5 protein-coding genes are annotated in these 19,091 nt (G+C 63.1%); 2 read left to right on the top strand and 3 right to left on the bottom strand.

Features of this window, described 5'->3' with window-relative positions; all coding sequences use genetic code 11:
• Nucleotides 1–27: 27 nt before the first annotated feature.
• Together sufB and HAHE_RS07555 are read left to right on the top strand one after the other, a co-directional pair.
• Entirely contained in the window at nt 28–1,464 is a 1,437-nt protein-coding gene (gene sufB, locus HAHE_RS07550) for a Fe-S cluster assembly protein SufB (protein WP_338689866.1), read from the top strand.
• Between the two features lie 73 nt (nt 1,465–1,537).
• A complete protein-coding gene (locus HAHE_RS07555; RefSeq protein ID WP_338689867.1) occupies nt 1,538–2,851 on the top strand; it encodes a SufD family Fe-S cluster assembly protein in 1,314 nt (437 codons plus the stop codon).
• Between the two features lie 67 nt (nt 2,852–2,918).
• Here HAHE_RS07555 and HAHE_RS07560 read toward each other — a convergent pair whose 3' ends face one another.
• The 3 genes from HAHE_RS07560 to HAHE_RS07570 are packed head-to-tail and all read right to left on the bottom strand — an operon-like array spanning nt 2,919 to nt 19,070.
• On the bottom strand, nt 2,919–15,407 hold the full coding sequence (locus tag HAHE_RS07560) for an Ig-like domain-containing protein (RefSeq protein WP_338689869.1): 12,489 nt from the start codon (nt 15,405–15,407) through the stop codon (nt 2,919–2,921).
• 24 nt (nt 15,408–15,431) lie between these two features.
• Nucleotides 15,432–16,436: a peptidylprolyl isomerase gene (locus tag HAHE_RS07565; protein WP_338689871.1), complete on the bottom strand. Its 1,005-nt coding sequence runs from the start codon at nt 16,434–16,436 to the stop codon at nt 15,432–15,434.
• A 9-nt stretch (nt 16,437–16,445) separates the two neighbouring features.
• Nucleotides 16,446–19,070 carry a cadherin-like domain-containing protein gene (locus HAHE_RS07570; RefSeq protein ID WP_338689873.1) on the bottom strand — a complete coding sequence of 875 codons (2,625 nt, stop codon included), beginning with the start codon at nt 19,068–19,070 and terminating at the stop codon, nt 16,446–16,448.
• Nucleotides 19,071–19,091: the final 21 nt, after the last annotated feature.

Raw genomic sequence — 19,091 nt, forward strand, 5'->3', positions numbered from 1 at the left:
AACGCACGCCACCGCGCGACCCAACACATGAGCTACGATTCCTCCACCACCCTCGACCAGGACACCCGCACCGCGATCGACATCGACCGCTCGAAGGGCGACTTCGTTTTCCCTGAGAAGCACAAGTACGATGCCGGCCGTGGATTGACGGAGAAGACCGTCGATTACATTTGCGACGTCAAGAAGGACCCCGAGTGGGTCCGCGAGTTCCGTCACAAGGCGCTCCGGACGTTCCTTGAGAAACCGATGCCCACCAACTGGGCGACCGAGGATCTCAACAACATCGATTTCGACGCGATCCGCTACTACCTCTCGGATGGCGAAAAGCCGAAGCGCTCGTGGGACGAGGTGCCCGAAGAGGTGCTCAAGACCTTCGACCGTCTCGGCATTCCCGAACAGGAGCGCGCGTTCCTGGCCGGTGTTGAGGCCCAGTACGACTCGGAGGCCGCCTACTCCAACATGAAGGAGGAGCTGACCAAGCAGGGCGTGATCTTCGTCAACTCGACCGAAGGCCTGAAGGAATACGAAGAGGTGTTCCGCCCGTGGTTCGGCAAGGTGATCCCGACCGGCGACAACAAGTTCTCCGCCCTCAACAGCGCCGTCTTCTCCGGCGGCTCCTTCATCTACATCCCCAAGGGAGTGAAACTGAAGCAGCCGCTTCAGGCCTACTTCCGGATCAACTCGGAGAGCTTCGGACAGTTTGAACGCACGCTGATCATCGCCGACGAAGGCGCCGAGGTGATGTACATGGAAGGCTGCACCGCGCCGAAGTTCGAGACATCGACGCTCCACTCCGCAGTCGTTGAGTTGGTGGCCCTGAAAGGTGCCAAGATCCAATACGTCACGGTGCAGAACTGGAGCAGCAACGTTTACAACCTCGTCACCAAGCGCGGGCTCGCGATGGAAGACGCGGAGATCCGCTGGATCGACTGCAACATCGGTTCACGCCTGACCATGAAGTATCCCGGCGTGGTGATGAAGGGTGAGCGCGCCCGCGGCGAGGTGATCTCGATCGCCCTCGCCAACAGTGGACAGCACCAGGACACCGGAGCCAAGATGATCCACGCCGCCGACAACACCACGTCGAACGTGGTCTCCAAGTCGATCTCGGTCGGTGAAGGACGCTCGACCTACCGGGGCCAGGTCCACATCCCGAAGCACCTCAAGGGCTGCAAGAACAACACCGAGTGCGATGCCCTCCTGATCAACACCCGGAGCCGGACGGACACCTATCCGGCCATCACGGTGAAAGGCAACCAGCACGCGACCCAGCACGAGGCCAGCGTCTCGCAGGTCTCCGAGGAGATGCTGTTCTACATGCAGCAGCGCGGCATCGACGAGGGACACGCGATGTCTCTCGCGGTCAACGGCTTCATCAACGACCTCGTCCGCGAGTTCCCCATGGAGTATTCGGTCGAACTGAAGCGCCTGATCGACCTCGAAATGGAAGGTTCGGTCGGCTGACATGGACTGCCGGTTTTCAGACCGGCAACCCACCCATCAAGAGTTTCCATCACTGCTCTCCCATCCAACCCAGATGTCCGCACTTCTCGAAAGCGCCTCCGGCATTCTCGATGCCGCCCCCGAAACCCCCGCCGACTTCCCCGACTGGTTCAAGGAACGGCAGGCTGCCGCGTGGCAGCGGTTTCTCGATACCCCGACGCCCGGCCGCAAGGATGAGAACTGGCGCTTCGCCAGCATCAAGCAACTCGACTTCTCCGGCTTCAAGGGGTCGGTAAACGTCCCGGAGGACACGGGTTCGCTGATCGAGCGCTCCCAAGGAGTCGAGGCACCGGTCGCGAAGTTCATCCTCGTCAACGAGACGCTGATCGAGATCGAGTCGAGCCTCCCGGAGGAGGTGATCTGCCTGCCCCTCGCGGAAGCGCTCATCGTCGAGGGCGAGAAGGTGCGCGAATCGTTCATACGCCAGGACACCCGGCTCGGCTCTGCGAAGTGGGCCGCGCTCCACGAAGCCCGGGTCAGCAACGGACTGTTTGTCCATGTTCCCGACGGCGTCGAAGTCGAGGGAACCATCGAGGTCTTCCACTGGCTGTCCGGCGAAGGCAGCGCGGTTTTCCCCCACACTCTGATTGTCACCGGCGCGAACTCGAAAGTCAGCGTCGTTGACTACTTCCAGTCGGAGAACGAGACCGACAGCGGCCTGGTCATCGCCTTCAACGACCTTTGCTCCGGCGTGGGATCGAAGATCGACTACCTTGCGATTCAGGCAGTCAACAACCGCAGCAAGATGATCTCGATCAACGAGACGGGCGTGGCGAAAGACGCGTCGACCACCGGATTCATACTCAACGTGGGAGCCGAGTGGGCGCGCAACGAATCGCTCTCCCGCCTCGAAGGTGAGGGCTCGCGCTCAGACATGCTCAGCGTGAGCATCCCGTCCGGCACCCAGGAATACGACCAGCGGACCTTCCAGCACCACGTTTCCGCCGGTGCCTACAGCGACCTCCTCTACAAGAACTCGCTCTACGACAAGTCGCGCACGATCTTCTCGGGGCTGATCTTCGTGGACGAGGGCGCCCACCGCACCGATGCCTATCAGACGTGCCGCAATCTCTTCATGAGCGACGAGGCCGAAGCCAATTCGATGCCCGGGCTCGAGATCAACGCCGACGATGTGAAGTGCTCCCACGGAAGTACCAGCGCCCAGATCAGCGACGAAGAGATCTTCTATCTCCAGGCACGCGGTATCGATGCCGTTCGCGCCCGCCAGTTGATCGCCCGCGGCTTCTCGGTTGAGGTCGTCGAGCGCCTTGGCAACGAGAAACTGGAGGAAATGGTCCTCCGCTTCGTCGACGCCAAGTTTGCGCGCATCACCGGTGGCGGCGCCTGACCGTGCCGATCGACTGATTGCTCCGCCCATCACGGACGGGCGGAGCGAGGTTTGAAAATGCGGTCGCCTAGTCCGTCACGATCCTGACGAACAGGCGGATCGGGTTCCCGGGCGGATCGACCAAGGCGATCGTTTCGCGTACTCCGAGCACCGATGGCCCGAAGGTGTAACTGACGTCGGTATCGAACCAAGTGACCAAATCGAGGCTCCACTGAACGCGCCACGTCCCTGGCGGCATGCCATCGGAGAGCGGGAAGGTCAGCTCACCACCGGAGGGATCGACTTTCACGAAGGTCATCTGAGGCGGATCCCATGTTGTCGCGGACGTACCGAAGAGCATGTCGAGAATGTTCGGGCCGTCGCCATCGGGATTCGCATTCATACCCCACACGGTCGCCTCCTGACCGGGATCGTTCAGCACGCCCGGCGGGAACTGGGTGGCCACCCAGATGTCGTAGGCCGCTTGGAGATCGTCGGACACCGCCACGGTGATGTTGAACACACCCGAGGTGAAGCGCGTGCCCAGAGGGTTCACCGCGTATAGCACCAGCGCGTAGTCCCGTCGCTCGGCGGCAGTCGGTGTTCCGGAGAACGTCCCGGTGACAGGATCGAACGACAACCAGCCGTCGACCGGCAGCGGGCTTCCGTCGGAAAGTTCCACCCCAATGATGAGGTCATCGATGTAGATCGGGTCGCGGAACGTCTCGGCCGGCAAGATGAATTCGAACAACTCGTTCTGCTCCGCCATGAGATCCGTCGGAGGCATGACCAGACGGGGTCCGAGGTCGTACTGGAACTGGTAGACGTAGGCGGAACCTGCCGTCGGAGCGAGCAACGGGTTGACACCATCGAAGATCGCTCCCGAAACACCGGTGAATCCGTCGAAGGCGAGCGAGTGACCGAAACGGTCATCGGCACCCTCCGCCCCGGGCATGAAACGATCGATCTGGCTCCACGTCGGAACTCCCCCGTCACCGAAGCGGTAGACATCGACCGCCCCGCGGGGCTCGAGAGAACCTTGGTCCGCTCCGGGCGAGCCGATCATCAGCAGGTCACCGGACACCGCGACCGCGTGACCGAAGTGGGTCGACGGACCGCCGTTGAACGGCGTGAACTTCTGAACAAGCCCCCACTGGTTCGGGCCATCCTGATTCCGCTCGTGGATGCGCGCGCGGCCGGGCTTGAAGTTGCCGACTGGCGAACCACCCGAGTAAATGCCGATCGCGAGTCGGTCACCGGAGAGAGACACCGAGTAGCCGAACCCGGAGTAACTCTGACCATCGGGATCGCTGAACTCGTCGAGTCTCGTCTGTTCGGTGAAGGCATCGGCGAAGGCCGTGCGGGTGAAGACATACACCGCACCGTAATCCCAGTCCGTACTGGTTCCACTCAGGTTGGCCCGCGGCGAACCGACCACCGCGGTGTCCCCTTCCAGATCGACCGAAGCACCAAAGCGCTCGGAGTCATTCGGGAATGCGTTGTTCACCCGGTTGTCCGCCGCGATCAGCGTCTCGCCCGCGGTCCATGTGCCGAGAATCCGACGGAACACGAATGCCCGACCGGACCGTGGCGCACCGGGCAGATTGGCGAAGGGCGAACCGACAAGGATCGTGTCACCATCGATAGCCACCGCGGAGCCGAAACCATCCCCACCACTGCCATTGACGGTTGGAGGAAGCAGCTTGGCGACTTCGGACCATGCGTTGGGGTTCACCGAATCCCGCTGGAAGACATAAACCGCGCCGGTATTGCCGCCCGATGTGTCCTCACCAGGAGCGCCCACCACCATCCAGTCGCCATCGATGCCGACCGCATCGCCGAACTGGTCACCACCGGCCGCATCGGAGGCGGTCAATTCAGCCACCTGACCCCATGGCAATCCTGTGCCCGAGTTCCTTTCGTAGACGAACACGCGGCCCTCATTGTTGGCGACGCCATCCCGGAACGGTGACCCAACCGCCAGAGTGTCGCCACTGATCGCAACGGTATTGCCGTAGTCCGAGTTCTGCTCCGACTGGTCCGCTCCGGTCCCGTCTAGGGGGAGCAGCTTGTCGACCTGGCCGTGAAGGACGACCACGCTTGTTGAGGCATCTACGACCGGAGGAGCGAAGCCGTCGTCCACACTGATCGTAAACTGGGCAACCTCCGGAGCCCCCGGGGTGACCCGGTCCGCCGGAGTCGGTGTGAACAGGAGACCCCGGATCGCGGTCGATACGGCAGCCGGCGTGCCCGACACCACATAAGTTCCGGGAACGGTTTCAACGAAACCTCCGAGCTCGGTGAGCTGGCCCTTGATCGGGTCATCGATCTGGACCGTCACGGTCTGGTTCTGCAGCCCCAAATCGTCGACGTCATTGATGTCCACGCCACTGAACGGATACATCCAGGAGTATTGGTAGAGCGGTTGGCTGGCGACCGTGCCGGTGAGCACCGGCGGATCATTGACCGGAGTGACGGTCACCACCGCGGTGTCCACCACCACCGGGGTTGCCACGAAACCGTCATCCATGCTGACCGAGAACAAGGTGTCCTCGGTGGTTCCGACCGGGATGCGGTTGATCGTCGGGGTGAAGACCAGAGCGCGGAGGGCCGCGGTGATTTCCTCGGCCGTGCCGATGAACTGCAGCACACCTGGCGAGACCTCGGTGAAGTCGCCAATGAGCGTGCCGCGAATCGGATCATAGGTGATCGTCAGCGTGACGATCTGCTGACGCTGCTCGTCCCACTCGATCACGGTCGCACTCGCGAACGGATTGTTCTGCATGGTGTCGTCGATCGCGCTCGGATCGGCATCGAGAAGCATCGGCTCGTCATTGATCCCGGTCACGGTCACCGAGACTTCCGCAGTGCTTTCGTCCTCGAGCGGGGATCGGACATCGACGTAGGCGGTGCCAGGGTAGGTGCAGCTTCCGTCGTCCTCGACCCAGTAGGTAAGCATCGCGATCCCGGTGAATCCGGCGTCCGGCACAAACTCGACCTCGCCGTCGACCACCATCGCGGTACCGGCGGCAAGCGGATCGACTGTCACCGGTTGCAACGCGGTCAGGGTGAAGTCGGCCTGGGCCGGATCGGGGACGGCCGGGAAAGAGGTCCTGCGCACGCCATCATTGGCGGTGACGTCGAGACTCACCGGTCCTTCACCGGCGAGCACGGTGTAGAAGTCATCGCTGACGCTCACATCACCCACCTTGACGATCACCTCGGCGGTACCGGTTCCACCAAGTCCGTCCGAGACGTCGTAGAAGAATCGTACCGTTCCGACGAAGCCGGGGACCGGCGTGTAGACCAGCGTGTTGCTGACGATCTGAACCGCACCACCTCCCGGGGCGCGGCGGATCTCAGCCGGGAAGGCGTCTTCCAGCAGCATCCGGTTGAGCACAACCAGCGAGTCGCCGGTTGCGCCCTGATCGATGAGCGCCTGCGTCGCGGTCCTGAGAGCGACTCCGCCGAAGCGGGTTGCATCATAGATCGAGCTTCCTCCTTGGATCAGCGTGTTGAATTCGACGGCAAGCGCATCCTGGAGATCGGCATCGCTCGCTCCCGGATCCGTGAGCAGACCTTGCGACGCCGGGGAAATGTTGGCCCAGAGGAAGACCGTGAGGTCGGTTGCCTGAGCGGCAAGCGTGTCCGCGAAATCATCCGGGTCCAGGAAGTCGGACGGCATGAACAGGAAGTTCGAGCAGACGTTCACCGTCGGCGGGCTGACCTGGGTGATCGCCCAGTCCTCGGCGCTGGCCGGCAAGACACTGTCGTTGGCCAGAACCGGAAGTTCGGTTCCGGGCGTGTCGCTCCGCACCGTGAAAATGTCATTGTTCGTCTCCAGATCCCGGACCCCCTCACGATCTACGACTTCCAAGGTGATCAGCCCCTCGGCGCGTGCGGTTCCACCGGACGAGATTTCGTAGGTGAAGGTCTCCGTGTAAGGGAACACCGTGTTGTCCGGGGATGGCGTGTAGCTCAGGGCGGCGCCGCCTTCGATGATGCTCAGCGTGCCTCGGTTTGGCGGATTCGACAGGTTCCCGGCGTCAAGGCCGGTCGCGGTGATGAACAGGAGTTGGCCACCGTCAGGGATCACCCTGTCATTGAGCAGGACCGCCAGCCGGTTGTCGGTGCTCCCGCGGAAGACAAGGAAGTCGTCATCCGCCGCCACCATCGCACCCGGAGTCACGCGCACCGAGACGCGGGCCGTGTCGCTGTCGTCGCCGTCGGTCGTGGTGTAGGTGAACGACTCTGTCCCTTGGAAACCCGGTGCGGGCGTGTAGACCAGCCGCTGGAAGTCAGCGCTGATTTCCACGGTGCCTCCCTGGTCCGGGGCATCCGGGCCGGTGCCGATCGAGGCGATCGAAAGGCTGCCGGGCAGGATCGAAAGGCGCAGGTCGTTGGACAGGATCGTGAGTTCGTTCTCGGTGCTGTCGGTCTGGACCGTGAAGTAGTCGCTGCTCGCCCGGACGCCACCGGAAATCACGACCACCGTCACCAGGCCGGTCGCGGTGCGACCACTCGAATCGGACACGGTGTATTCGAAGTCGGCTTGCCCCACCGCATCCTCTTCCCGAGTGAAGACGAGGCTCAGGTTGTCGCCTGCCGGGTTCATTTCTCCCAGAGCGTCGGCAACCACCGAGTTCACGGGCGTCACCCCGGTGATGGTCAGTCCGCCGAGGCCACCCTGCAGGACGCTGTCATTGGCCAGCACATCGAGGTCGATGTCGCCGTCGTCCGCAGCGGTTCCCGAGTCGTCGAAGGGAATGGCGAAGATGTCCGGATTGGTCGTCAGATAGCCGACATTCACGGTAACCATGGCGGTTCCGGAACCACCGAATCCGTCCTCGGCGGTGTAAGAGAAGGTCGCCGTTCCGAGGAAACCGGCCGGTGGCGAGTAGGAGAGCGCGTCGCCATTGACGATGGTCACCGTTCCCGCCGTCGGAACGGTGGTGGAAACGATCTCGAGGTCCTCGCCGTTTCCGGGAAGCACGTTGTCGTTCTCCAGAACGTTGAGCGTCACCCCGCTGCTGCCTGCCGGCACGCCGAAGGAGTCGTCCCGAAGATTCAGGATCTGCTCGACGACCAACACGTTGACGGTCGTTTCGGCCGTCGCGGTGCCACCGCCGGACATCACGTAGGAGAAGGTCTCGGTGTAGGGGAAAACGGTCGCACCGGGATCGGGCGTGTAACGAACTCGTCCTCCTTCAACCACGGCCGTGCCCCCTGCATCCGGCAGCACCGAGATCGAGTCGAGCGTCAGCGGATCGCCAGTCGCCGGGATGATGCTGTCGTTGGCGAGGACGGAGAGGAGTGGCGTCTGGCCGGCTGCCACGGTGAAGGCATCGGGGTTGGCGCGGAGGTTGCCGTTCAACCGGTCGATCGTCACCCGGGCGGTCACCAGGGCGGTGTCGCGGTTCCCAAGGTCATCCTCGATCGTGTAGGTGAATACCTCGTCACCGACGAAGCCGGTCTCAGGCGTGTAGATCAACGACGCTTCCTCACCAGGAAGTGCCGGGAGTTCGATCGACACCGTGCCACCCGCACTCGGCGGGCCGACGCTGACGATGGTCCGGCTGGTGGCGATGCCGTCGAGGCTCGCATCGTTGTCGAGCACCTTCAGCTGGATGTCGGTTGTATCGACCTCGATCCGGTAGATGTCGTCATTGGCGAAGAGGTGGCTGCCGTCGAGGATCGTGTATTCGAAGGTGTCGACGTAGCTTTGGCCCTCACCCAAGCCTTGCAGGGTGAAGCTCGGCTCACCGGTCGGGCCGGCAAAGACCGAGGCCCGGGGATCGTAGAGGAAGGTGCTGGCCAAGACCCGCCAGCTGCCGCCGAGCGCGGCGAAGGCAGCATCGAAGGGCACTGGAATCGTGAACGTGTGGTCGTCGACGCGGGTCACCAAATACTGGCCGGTCAGCACGTCGCTGGACGGCAGCTGGACCTCCTCGCCGGTCTGGAGTCCATGGTCGTTCGATTCGACCAAGGTCACATTGGGATCCATTCCGACCGCGGCGAATCCGGTGATCAGGCCTTCTCGCGGTTCGAGGATATAATCGACGCGTGCGCCGAACACGGTGGTGCCGAGATCTTCCTGAGGCAGCAGGAACTTGCGGTTGTCGGGGAGCGTGACGTTCTGGTCGATCTCGGTGCCGTTGTCGATAAGGCCGGGAGGGCCGACCGTCAGAAGCGTCCGTTCGTCGACCGTATAGCCGGCATCGGCGGCGACCGGCGAGTCGTTGCGACCCTCGACCACCACGATGAAGGAAGTCGGGACCGTAGCGATGCCGTCGAACACTCCGACGGTCACTACGTCGATCACACGTTCCTTGAAGGCAAGTGCCTGAAGCTGATCCGAGCCGGTCGGGTCATAGGTCAGCACCGAGGCATCGCCATTCAGGCTGATATCGGCGTCGAGGAGACTGGTGTCCTGGCCGGGGCCGATTGTCAGGGTCAACACATCGGTTCCGTCGACCTCACCGTCATTATCCAGGAATCGTGAGCTGGGAAGCGGAAGGGCGAGATCCTCGGTGGTCCAATCGACACCCGGAATCACCACGAACTGGCTGGCATCCACACCCGGAGGCTGAACGGTGACATTCACCATGCCGGGAGATCCGGGAACCGGCAACGTGTAGAGCACGGTCGAGTTTCCTGCGGTCTCGGGCAAGCTGGAGCCGCCCGGGACGAACGGATCGAGCACCACAAGGCCCGGGGGATCGTCGGTCGGAACCGGCGCGTCGTTCACGCCGTCGACCGACACCGAGATCTTGGCCACCGATACGGCGCCCGAGGTGTCTTCGACCGCGTAGTAGAAGGTGTCCACGGTGCTCTCGCCATCGGCAAGGGTGTTGAGTTCGGTGGAGGACCGGGCGTTGTAGACGATGTTCGTCAAAGTGCGGTCCGCCCGGATCTCCAGCAGCACCGTCGCCCCCTTCAGGCTCTCGGTTTGGAAGCGGTTGGTGTCATCCAGCTGGGTCCAGAGCGCCATCGGATCTTCCAGAAGCGGCGGATCCTCTTCGACGAAAGTGATCGGGATGGTGAAGGAGTCACCGTCGACCACCGTGACTTCATGGTAGGTATTGTACGACGGGTGGCCGTTGTAGCCGGAGATAAGAATGATGTCGCCGTCCGCGAGGCCGTGGCCGGTGGAGGAAACGGTGACCGGACTTTCGCCATCCACTCCGGAAAAGGCGGAGATCTCCGTGACCTGGCAGACGCCGACGATACTCAGTTGGGTGAAGGGCTTGTCGTTGCTGTCCGGGTCATCGTCGTTCCGGAGGATACCAACTGGCTCAACGCTCCGAGGCATCGGATAGAGAACATCGGTATCGAGTGACGGCACCGCATCCCCAGCCTGCCGGTCACCGAAGATCCGGAGCACGGAGTCCTCGTCGGTAACGATCCCGCTGTCGGCGACCGGTTCCGGCGGATCATTCCGACCGAGGATGATCACCTCGACCAGGTTCTGCGAGCGATCGGTCGGCGTGCGCGGATCATCGGCCAACCATTGACCGTAGCCGGTCGGAGAAATCGATGCCGTCGAATTGAAGGGCTCCGGAATGATGAACGAATCCTCATCGACGTAGGTGATCGTGTGGGGGCCGTTGTACTCGGGAACATCACAGCCCGAAATCTCAATGTCGTCTCCGTCGAGAAGCCGGTGGGAAGGAGCGATCACCAAGGTATTGCCGGTTCCGCCGTCCTCATCGTAGTCCGATACCGGTCCGCCACCGACATCGATGATCGAATAGGCGAAGGTGTCGGTCACCCGGGCGCCCGCGGGCAGGGAATTGAAGGTGGTCCGCGGGTTGTAGATGAGGCGCTCCCCGCGCAGTGGCGTGGCCACAGGATCGACATCGACCGGGGCACCCAGGAGCGTGATCAAGGAGGGGGCATCTCCCAGCAGCGGCGCGGGAGTCAGCGCGGTGTCCAGATCGACCACGAACAGAATGTCGGTGCCGTCGGCATCGACGTCATTGCCGACCACGTCGAGGATCGCGAGGTCGTCCTCGTTGATTTCAAAACGGTCGGCCACCGCGAACGGACGGGCATTCGGTTCGCCGAAAGGAGTGCCGGTCGCGTCGGCGCCGGGTGAAATCGGACTCCCGGTGAATCCGAGGTCAACCCCGTTGCCTTGGCCCGCGAGGATCACGCTGTTGGGCACGAAGGCCGCTCCCTGACCTTGCGGCGCGAGAGTGATCGAGTCCGTGGAGTAGTCGAGATTGGTGGTCAGATCGGCCGAGTTGGCGAAGATCGCCACATACGAAACCGACTCGACGACTCTCAAGCCGCTCGAGGTGGGAGCGAGGAGTTCGATGGTGCCGCGCTCCGGAAGTCCGAGACCACCGTCATCATCGTCGTCTCCATCGGCGTCGATGTCTCCGACGACAACTCCGCCGACCGTCACGTTCCCGTCGACGATTCCATCCTCGTCATCCGGTCCACCATCACCCGGGTCCCCGTCGTCATCAATGGCCGGCGCGAGGACCAGCGGTGTGTTGGAACCGGCCACCGTGATGGCAGGCACGTCGTCCGGACTGACCTCGCCGGTCTCACCGGCAAGCACCACACCGAATCCCGGTTGGACCACAAGCGAGGAGAACGTGTGGCGCACGATGCCGTTGACCCGGACCTGATAGCCGGCGAGATCGACCGGACCTTGGTCGCGCGGGTTGAAGAACTCGATGAATTCCAGTTCCCGATCATCCTCCGAGACGAAGATTTCGTGAATCAGCATCCGTCCGAGGGCGCTCGCATCGACCGCGCCGGAATCCGAACCTCCGCTGCGGAACACTCCGCGTTGGTCGAGCATGAGGACATCCGGAAGAGCCATGCCGATCGCCGGACTTCCGGTCAGCAGCCGGTAGCCCATGGACGGGCCTTCGATCGGCTCCAGCGGTCCGAGCAACGGATTGACGGCGCGTTGGTCGGTCGGCTGGCTGAGCAGGTAGACCTGCTGCGGTGTGCCACCTTGGATCAATGTCGTGGCGGTGTTGTCATCGGAAAGGTTGCCACCCACCGAAACGATCTCGCCGCTGCCCGCCACCTGCAGGTTTCTGGCCGAACCGTCGTTGAAGATGGTGTTGGTCAGCAGCACGCGGGTGTTGGCCACGTTGCTGTGGATCGAGCTGCCCTTGTCCGCCGCATCAAGGTTGGCGGCGAAGGTGCAGTGGGTGATCCAGGTCTGGAAGAGCTGGGATGCGGTGAAGTTCTCAACGTAGATCGCACCGCCGCCGTAGCCGGTCGGCGATCCCTGGTTGTTGCCGGTGAATGTGCAGTTCTCGAAGGTGCAGATCTCGTCGGTGTAGAGAGAAACCGCTCCACCACCGAGGCCGGAGGAAACATTGAGCCGGTTCCCTTCGAAAACGCAGCGGCGCGCCGTCAACGATCCCTCGTAGACGTCGATCGCACCACCCCATTGGCTGGCGAGGCAGTTCGAAATCACGCAGTCCTCAAGGATCAGTTCACCCGGTCGGGTATCGGAATCGATACGGCCCACGGCGGCCGCACCGCCGGTCAGGCCGAAGCCCCGGGCCAACTTCACACCCTTGATGCGCACGGTCGCGAGCACCTGCATGAGCTGGACATCTCCCGAGTCGGTATTGCCGTTGGCGTTGGTGTCGCCGGTAATCGTGAGCTTGTCCGCGCCCGGACCCCGGAACGTCAGGTGGCGATCGAGCACCATGGTGCCCGAGTCCCCGTAGAGCGAACTGAGCCGGATCACAGCCGGGTAGGTTGCCAGGGCGAAGGTGATGACGTCGTTGTTCTTCGCGTGGACCAGAGCGTGGCGAAGCGTGCCGGGCACCGTGGGGTCATCCAGCACGGTGGTTACGAGGAAGTTCCGGCTGTCGCTGATCAGAACGATCGGCAGGATCCGGGACGTGACGTTCAGCACGGCATCGGCGGCGCTGATCGAGAAGTTCGTCCTGCCCGGCTCACCCGGAGGGAAGAGGTAGCTGTCACTCGGCACATAGATGATGTCCTCGAGATCGGCTTCGATCGTCGCGGGCGTGCCGGTCATCGTGAAAATGCCCGAGCCAGCTGCGGTCTCGGCGAAACCACCGAGGCTGCTCGCGAGGAAGGTTCCCTTGGCGGGATCGTCGATGGCGACGGTGACGACCAGTTCGCCGTCGTCGCTGATGTCGACTTTTTCGAACGGCAGCGACGCGGTGACTTCGAGGCCTTCCGGATTCGCGACCAGATCAGGATCAATGTAGGGGAAAGGAGCAATCAGTGCCGGTGAGGACTGGAGCGGGAACGACCCGGCGGCGTTGCCTTCGGCGAGCACGTCCCACTGGACGAGCGGCACCCCGTTGACCGAAGTCACCTCGACCCGGGTCTGGTCGTTGGTCAGCGTGCTGCCGCCATCGGACACGATCAATGTGAGGATGACCGTTTCGCTACCGCCGTCGCGGGAGCGCCCGGAAGTCGGCTCGAAAGTGACCTGACGGAGCTTATCGGTAACTTCTGCCGCGGTGCCGGTGATGCGGCCCGGATTGCCCACATCGAAGGGTCCGCTGAGGCTGCCTTTAGCCGCATCGTCCAGTTCGATGTTGACGGTGATCTCCTGACCGGGGTCGGCATCGGAAATGGTCACCGTGGCGAACGGGGAAACCGGATCGTTCTGCGGATCGTCGGTCACCCGGATCAGCTCGGTGTTCACACCAGAGAGCTGCGGGGCATCGTTGTCGAAGGTGATGTTGAGCGTCACCGACTCGGTCTCCGGACTCTCCTTGCTGGCGTCCGGATGGACCTCCGTGATCTCGACATCGAATGTCGCCGTAACCAGCATGCTCTGCTGAACGGGCGCGAAGGCGACATCCTGGATGCCGGCCACCAAGGCCGCGGCGTCACCGGTGATCGGGTCGGAAGGCAAAGTCAGGGTGCCTCTCGAAGTCGGGCTCGTTTCCGACATCGTCAGCTCGAAGGTCTCACCCGGGTCCGGATCGAAGACATTCAGCCGGAACGGCCTCCAGAGCCCGGCATCGGTGATGGTGTCCGGGCTCACCGTTGCGGTGATCTCGACCGGGTCGTTCACCGATTCGACGTAGAGGGAACCGCTGAGCGGTGTCGCGGAGAGCGCGTAGTCGTCAACGATGTCGACCTCAACCGAGAAGCTGTAGATATCGACCGGCTGCGCGTTCGGTGCGGGCTGGAAGACCGCGGTACGGAGCGCCGTCTGCGCGTTGGCCACGGTCTGGTTGTTGAGGGTGAAGTAGTAGTTGTTCGCGTCTTCGGTCTCCGTCCAACCCGCGATGCTGAAGATCCCGTATTGATCCGAATCTTTCGAGATCGTGACCGTGAGATCGAGCGACTCGGCGGTCGGCTTGTTGTCGTCGACATCCGTGACGGTCAGGGTATTGAAGACAAGGAAGTCTTCCCCGGGAAGGCCATCACCGGTCGATGCGTCGGAGAGCGGGTCCGCGGACGATCCGCCGTCGGTGCCCCCGACACCGATGGTGCCGCCGATCACCGGCTTGTCCGGGATTGCGTTGACGACGATCGTGAAACTCTTCTCGGCTGATTCGTCGTCGCCACCGTTGGCAGTGCCTCCGTCGTCCGTAAGCTTGAAGGTAACAATGGCATTCCCGTTTTCGTTGGGAGCCGGGGTGAAGGTCAGAACGCCGTTCTCGTCAATCGCGGGTTGCACGCTGAACAGACTCGAAGCTGCCGAGGTCCGGACGAAGGTGAGGTCGTCGGATTCGTTGGCGGCACCCGTTGTGATATTGATCGCCCAGTCATTGACCGTCTGCGCAGGCGCGTCTTCATCGACCGCAGGCAGGACCGGGGCGGCGAAATCGAAGTCCGGCGGATCGTTCACCGGATCGACTTGGACCTCGACAACTTTTTGCCCGGTGGATTCGTCGTCGCCGTCGCTGATCCGGATGCTGAAAGCAGAGAGTTCGCCATTGGCATTGGTGGCCGGAGTCCAAACCCAGCTCTGGCCCGAAGACAGCGTCTGATTGAGAATCACCGGAGCCCCGCCGGGAAGCGTCAGGATGCCGCTTGAGATCCCCTTGAAGACGAAATCAAAGGTCGTGTCGTCCGGATCGGTGATGCTGGTGGCGGCGACCAGATCGGCGTGGGAGATGGTCGTCGGGTTGTCCTCGTTCGCTCCGTTCAGAACGGAGATGGAATTGAATACCGGCGGATCGTTCACCGCAGCGACGATGATACTGACCTGGACATCCGCATTCGACTGCCCCGAGCCGTCATAGGCCCGCACCTTGAAAGCTGCGATGGTTCCGTTGTCGTTGGTATCGGGAGTCCACGTCCACGACTCTCCGGGGCCAAGTGTGTCGTTGTTGCCAACAACCGCGTTGGAGCCGTCGCGAAGCGTCCCCGCTTGGTCGGACTTGAAACGGAATTGCAGCGTGGCGGACCCGGTATCGGCATCGTCTGCATCCGAAGCGGCCAGCAAAAGGGCGTGGGAGATTACGAATGGCGTGTCCTCGACCGCCCCCGGCAAGTCGGAGATCGTGGTCAGCGTCGGGTTCGCGGCTTCGGCTCGTCCCATCAGTCCGACCAGAGTGAGACAGGCGAGCGTCAGCAGGGTGCGGGATTTCGGTTCCATGCGTCGGGAAGAAAAGAATTGGGCTCAGCGGGAGGCGGAGGGTTGGGGCAAAGTGTCGGGGCCGGTCGAGGCCGGCTTCTGAGGGGTTGGACGGGAAGGCAGCTGGACTTCCTTCAGGGCCGCTTCGTCGATCGTCACATCAGCTTCGGACACGGCGGACTCGACAAAAGCCCGCTCGATGCCGCGACGCTTCTCGACCAGCAGTTCCTGGTGCAGCCGGGGCGACACCTGATCGAAGGCAGGCATGCCCCCGGGCCGGGCGTCAGTCTTCATGATAACGTAGAAGCCGAGCGGGGTCTCGATCACCTCACTGCGCTCGCCCTTGGAAAGTTTTCGCCCGGTCTCCAGCACTTCGGCAGGGACCCGGGCCGACTCCTGACCCTCCGGGATCCATCCGAGATCACCTCCCCGGTAGCGCGTGGTCTGATCGTCGGAGTAGTCGACCGCCACCGCACCGAATCCCATCGCGGCCGGGCCGCGACCACCGGGCGCCGGGTCGGCGTCGCTCTTCGCGATGCCTTCATCGATCCTCGCCCGCACTTCGGCGCGGCGCTCGTCCGAACTCTTGTCGGAGGCTTCGAGGAAAAGGATCGCGAACCGGTCCTGACCCTTGCGGGTGAGCTCGCCGGACTTCGCTTCGTACGCTTGGCGGAGTTCCTCCTCGGTGATCTCGGCATTCGCCACCGCCTTCTCGAGGTCGCGTTCCCGAAGGCGGGCGATCAAGATGCTCTCCATCCTGCGCCGCGTCGCCGGATCCTCATCGAGACCCTCGCTGCGCGCCTTGGCCAGCATCGCGCGGCGGTGGATCATCTCGTCGAGCAACTCGGTGGCAGAGGGCACGCGCTCGCGGTTCGCATGCCGCCATTCGGCCTCGGCCAGCAAATCCGCCTCGGTGATCGGTTCACCCGCCACCGTCGCCAGAACCCCCTCGGGAGCGGGCGCCCCCGTATTCGTCGACGGCTTCTCACACTGGGTCACCAGTGCGGTCGCGGCGGCGATCAGGAACAGGCGATGGGAATGGCGAATCATGAAAAGGAATCAGTTGGTCGGAGAACCGGGAACAAGGCGGACACGCATCATGGCGCGCTCGGCGTCGGAAATCGGCCGCTTGGCTCGGTAGACCGCAGCACCCGCGTCATCGGGCGCGGCTTGTGCGGTGATGTCCTCGACGAAGTCGGGGCCGGTGTTCCACGTCACGAAGTCATTGGTGTACTCGACCTCGTAGCGATAGTCGCTGATGCCGGGCTTGCGGCGGAAGCTGATGGTCAGGTGGTCATCGCTGAGCTCGGGCTTCGGCATCCGGGCGAGCGCCGCGGGGTCATTGGCAAGAAGCGGGTCGAGAGCGAAGGCATAGCGCGATACCAACGGCATCCCCTCCACCGGACCATCGGTCAGGCCGTTCTCGGCAAGCCATGCGGCGTAGGTCAGGCGACGCGGAACGATCCTGACACTCGCCATCGGCACCGGCATCGCGTAGGCGACATCCGGCTTGAGCGACATCCGGATCGTTTTGCCTTCGGCAGCGCCGAAATCGACGGTTGGCTTCGGAGTGAACTGGATGAACTTGGTCGTCTGCCCCGGAGAGAGCGTGACGTAGGGGGTGACGTAGTTGTAATCGACTCCATTGACCGCAGAGCCCGTGAGCGTGAACTGGACGAACACCTCGGGGGAGGTCAGCCCGGCCCGGCGCATCAGGATGGCACCGGGGGTGCCGTCCTCGACGCTCGCAAGCGGCTCAAGCACTTCGAGGCTGAGTTGTGGTTTGAGATCCTCGATCGTGATCTGCGCGGACGATGCCGTATCGAGCAGGTAATCCGTCGATGACAAAATCGAGAGATGCACGACTTCGTTGAACTCGACGCTGGAGTCGACGTATGGGCGGATGACCAACTCCACCGAAGCTGCACCGGCGGGCAGCACCAAGGTTCCGGGCACGAACTGGTAGTCCGTCCCGTTGGTCGCATTGCCGGTGAGTTGGAGGATCGCGGTCAGGTCGCTATCGAGGTCCCCTTCCCTGGTGATGACAAAAGACCCGTCGGTCGGGCCGTTCTCGCTGGCCGCGTCACCGGCGACCACGCTGAGCCGCGGTGGCAGGCCGATGCCACCGGTCTCAAGATTGCCGGAGTAGTAGAGACCGGCGAGATCGGTAGGTTGCAGTGACGAAGCCTGCAGACGGACCACGAGGTCGGTGAAACCGGTGCCGGTCCCGGCCGCGCTGACCTCAAGCAGTGCGTCGGCTCCGTCCCGGCGGATCCGAAGGTAGTCCGTCAGGAGGTTGGAGGCGCCATCGAGCACGGCGGCGACGTCGATCAGGTCGCCCTCGGCGGGATCGAAGTCGGAGATCTCGTCGGGATCCGGCGACAGGGCGATGAAGAGAAAGGAATCGGCACCCGGTCCGCCGTTCATCGAGTCGGCGCCTTGGCCGCCGAGGAAGAAGTCGTTGGCAGGACCGCCCGAGAACGAATCTGCCGACGGACCACCGAGGAAGATGTGCGGGCGTTCCGGGCCGTAGTTCGAAACGTGAGTCGCGTAGTCGGCATCCGATAGCCCGGCGGCCGGCGCGGAAATCTGGTGAGGGCCGGAGGTTGCGCCGAAATCCGTGATCAGGTGGCCAAGGTCTCGGGCAAGCCCGTGGGCCTCGAAGCGAACCTTCTCCGACGAGGTCATTGCGAGGTCTCCGGGTGACGAATCAAAGAGCCGCACGCTCACTTCGCCCCTCGACTCTTCGTGCGTGGGATCCTCATCCCGCACGCCGACCTCGAAGCTGCCGGTGGTTTCCCCGGGAGTGTGGTCGAATCGCACGCGGCCACTCCGCACATCGGCAAGCGTGAACGTATCACCCGCTTCAAGAGGCTGATCCGGGGTCGACGGAAAGACATCGGCATTGCGCAGCATCAGGTCGCCGCCGTCCGGCAGAGAGTAGAGCGTGAAGGTCAGCTGCCCGGGCGCACTGTCGCTGTCCGCCACCTCAAGTGGAATGAGGGAACCGGAGTCCGCGTAGGCAATCACCTCGCTGGTGAGCAGCAGCGGCTCGGTCGGATCCTGATTCGGATCGGTGCCGGCAAGATACTCCGCCAGGTTGTTGAGTCCGTTGGCATTCGAGTCGGCCAAGGCGTCCGATGGGTCCTGCTTGTCGAAGCCGTGCTCATCCTCCCACCAGTCGGGCAGGCCGTCGCCATCGCTGTCGAGACCCTCGGAATTGATCTCGAGGTCAATCCGGATCGCCGATGCGCGCAGCAGCTGGTCGAGTTCGAATCCCGAAGTCGCGGGCGGAAGGATTCCCGCCGGATTTCCGTCGAGCGTGATGCCGGTGTGGTAGCCGGTGTTGGATGAAGTGCCCAGCGGCACGGTTTGCTCGGCCTGCCACTCACCGAGCATCACCGCCTGGTGTGGAACGCGGAGCGTGTAGGAGTAGAGACCTCCGCCGATCTCGGCGACCTCACCCAAGAGAGGAATCGAGGACCCGTCAGGGCGCTGGATCGTCCACAGCAATTCACCTTCGGTGACCAACTGTTCGGTATTCGGATTGATCCGGTTCAGGATCCGCCCGTAGACAACGGTCTCAGGTTCGCCGACGATCGCGGATGCGGTCGAAGCGGCCACGAGACACGCCGCAAACCCGGCGAGGGTTCGGACGGTGTTGAGGGAATTCCGTGAGTTCATGGAAGTTCGTCGAATGGGTTG

It is taken from the genome of Haloferula helveola (assembly GCF_037076345.1).
Lineage (GTDB): Bacteria > Verrucomicrobiota > Verrucomicrobiia > Verrucomicrobiales > Akkermansiaceae > Haloferula > Haloferula helveola.

Bases quoted from the DNA above. Each gene is read 5' to 3' on its own strand.
- HAHE_RS07560 (WP_338689869.1), bottom strand. From the start codon at position 15,407: ATGGAACCGAAATCCCGCACCCTGCTGACGCTCGCCTGTCTCACTCTG.
- HAHE_RS07565 (WP_338689871.1), bottom strand. From the start codon at position 16,436: ATGATTCGCCATTCCCATCGCCTGTTCCTGATCGCCGCCGCGACCGCA.
- HAHE_RS07555 (WP_338689867.1), top strand. From the start codon at position 1,538: ATGTCCGCACTTCTCGAAAGCGCCTCCGGCATTCTCGATGCCGCCCCC.
- HAHE_RS07570 (WP_338689873.1), bottom strand. From the start codon at position 19,070: ATGAACTCACGGAATTCCCTCAACACCGTCCGAACCCTCGCCGGGTTT.
- sufB (WP_338689866.1), top strand. From the start codon at position 28: ATGAGCTACGATTCCTCCACCACCCTCGACCAGGACACCCGCACCGCG.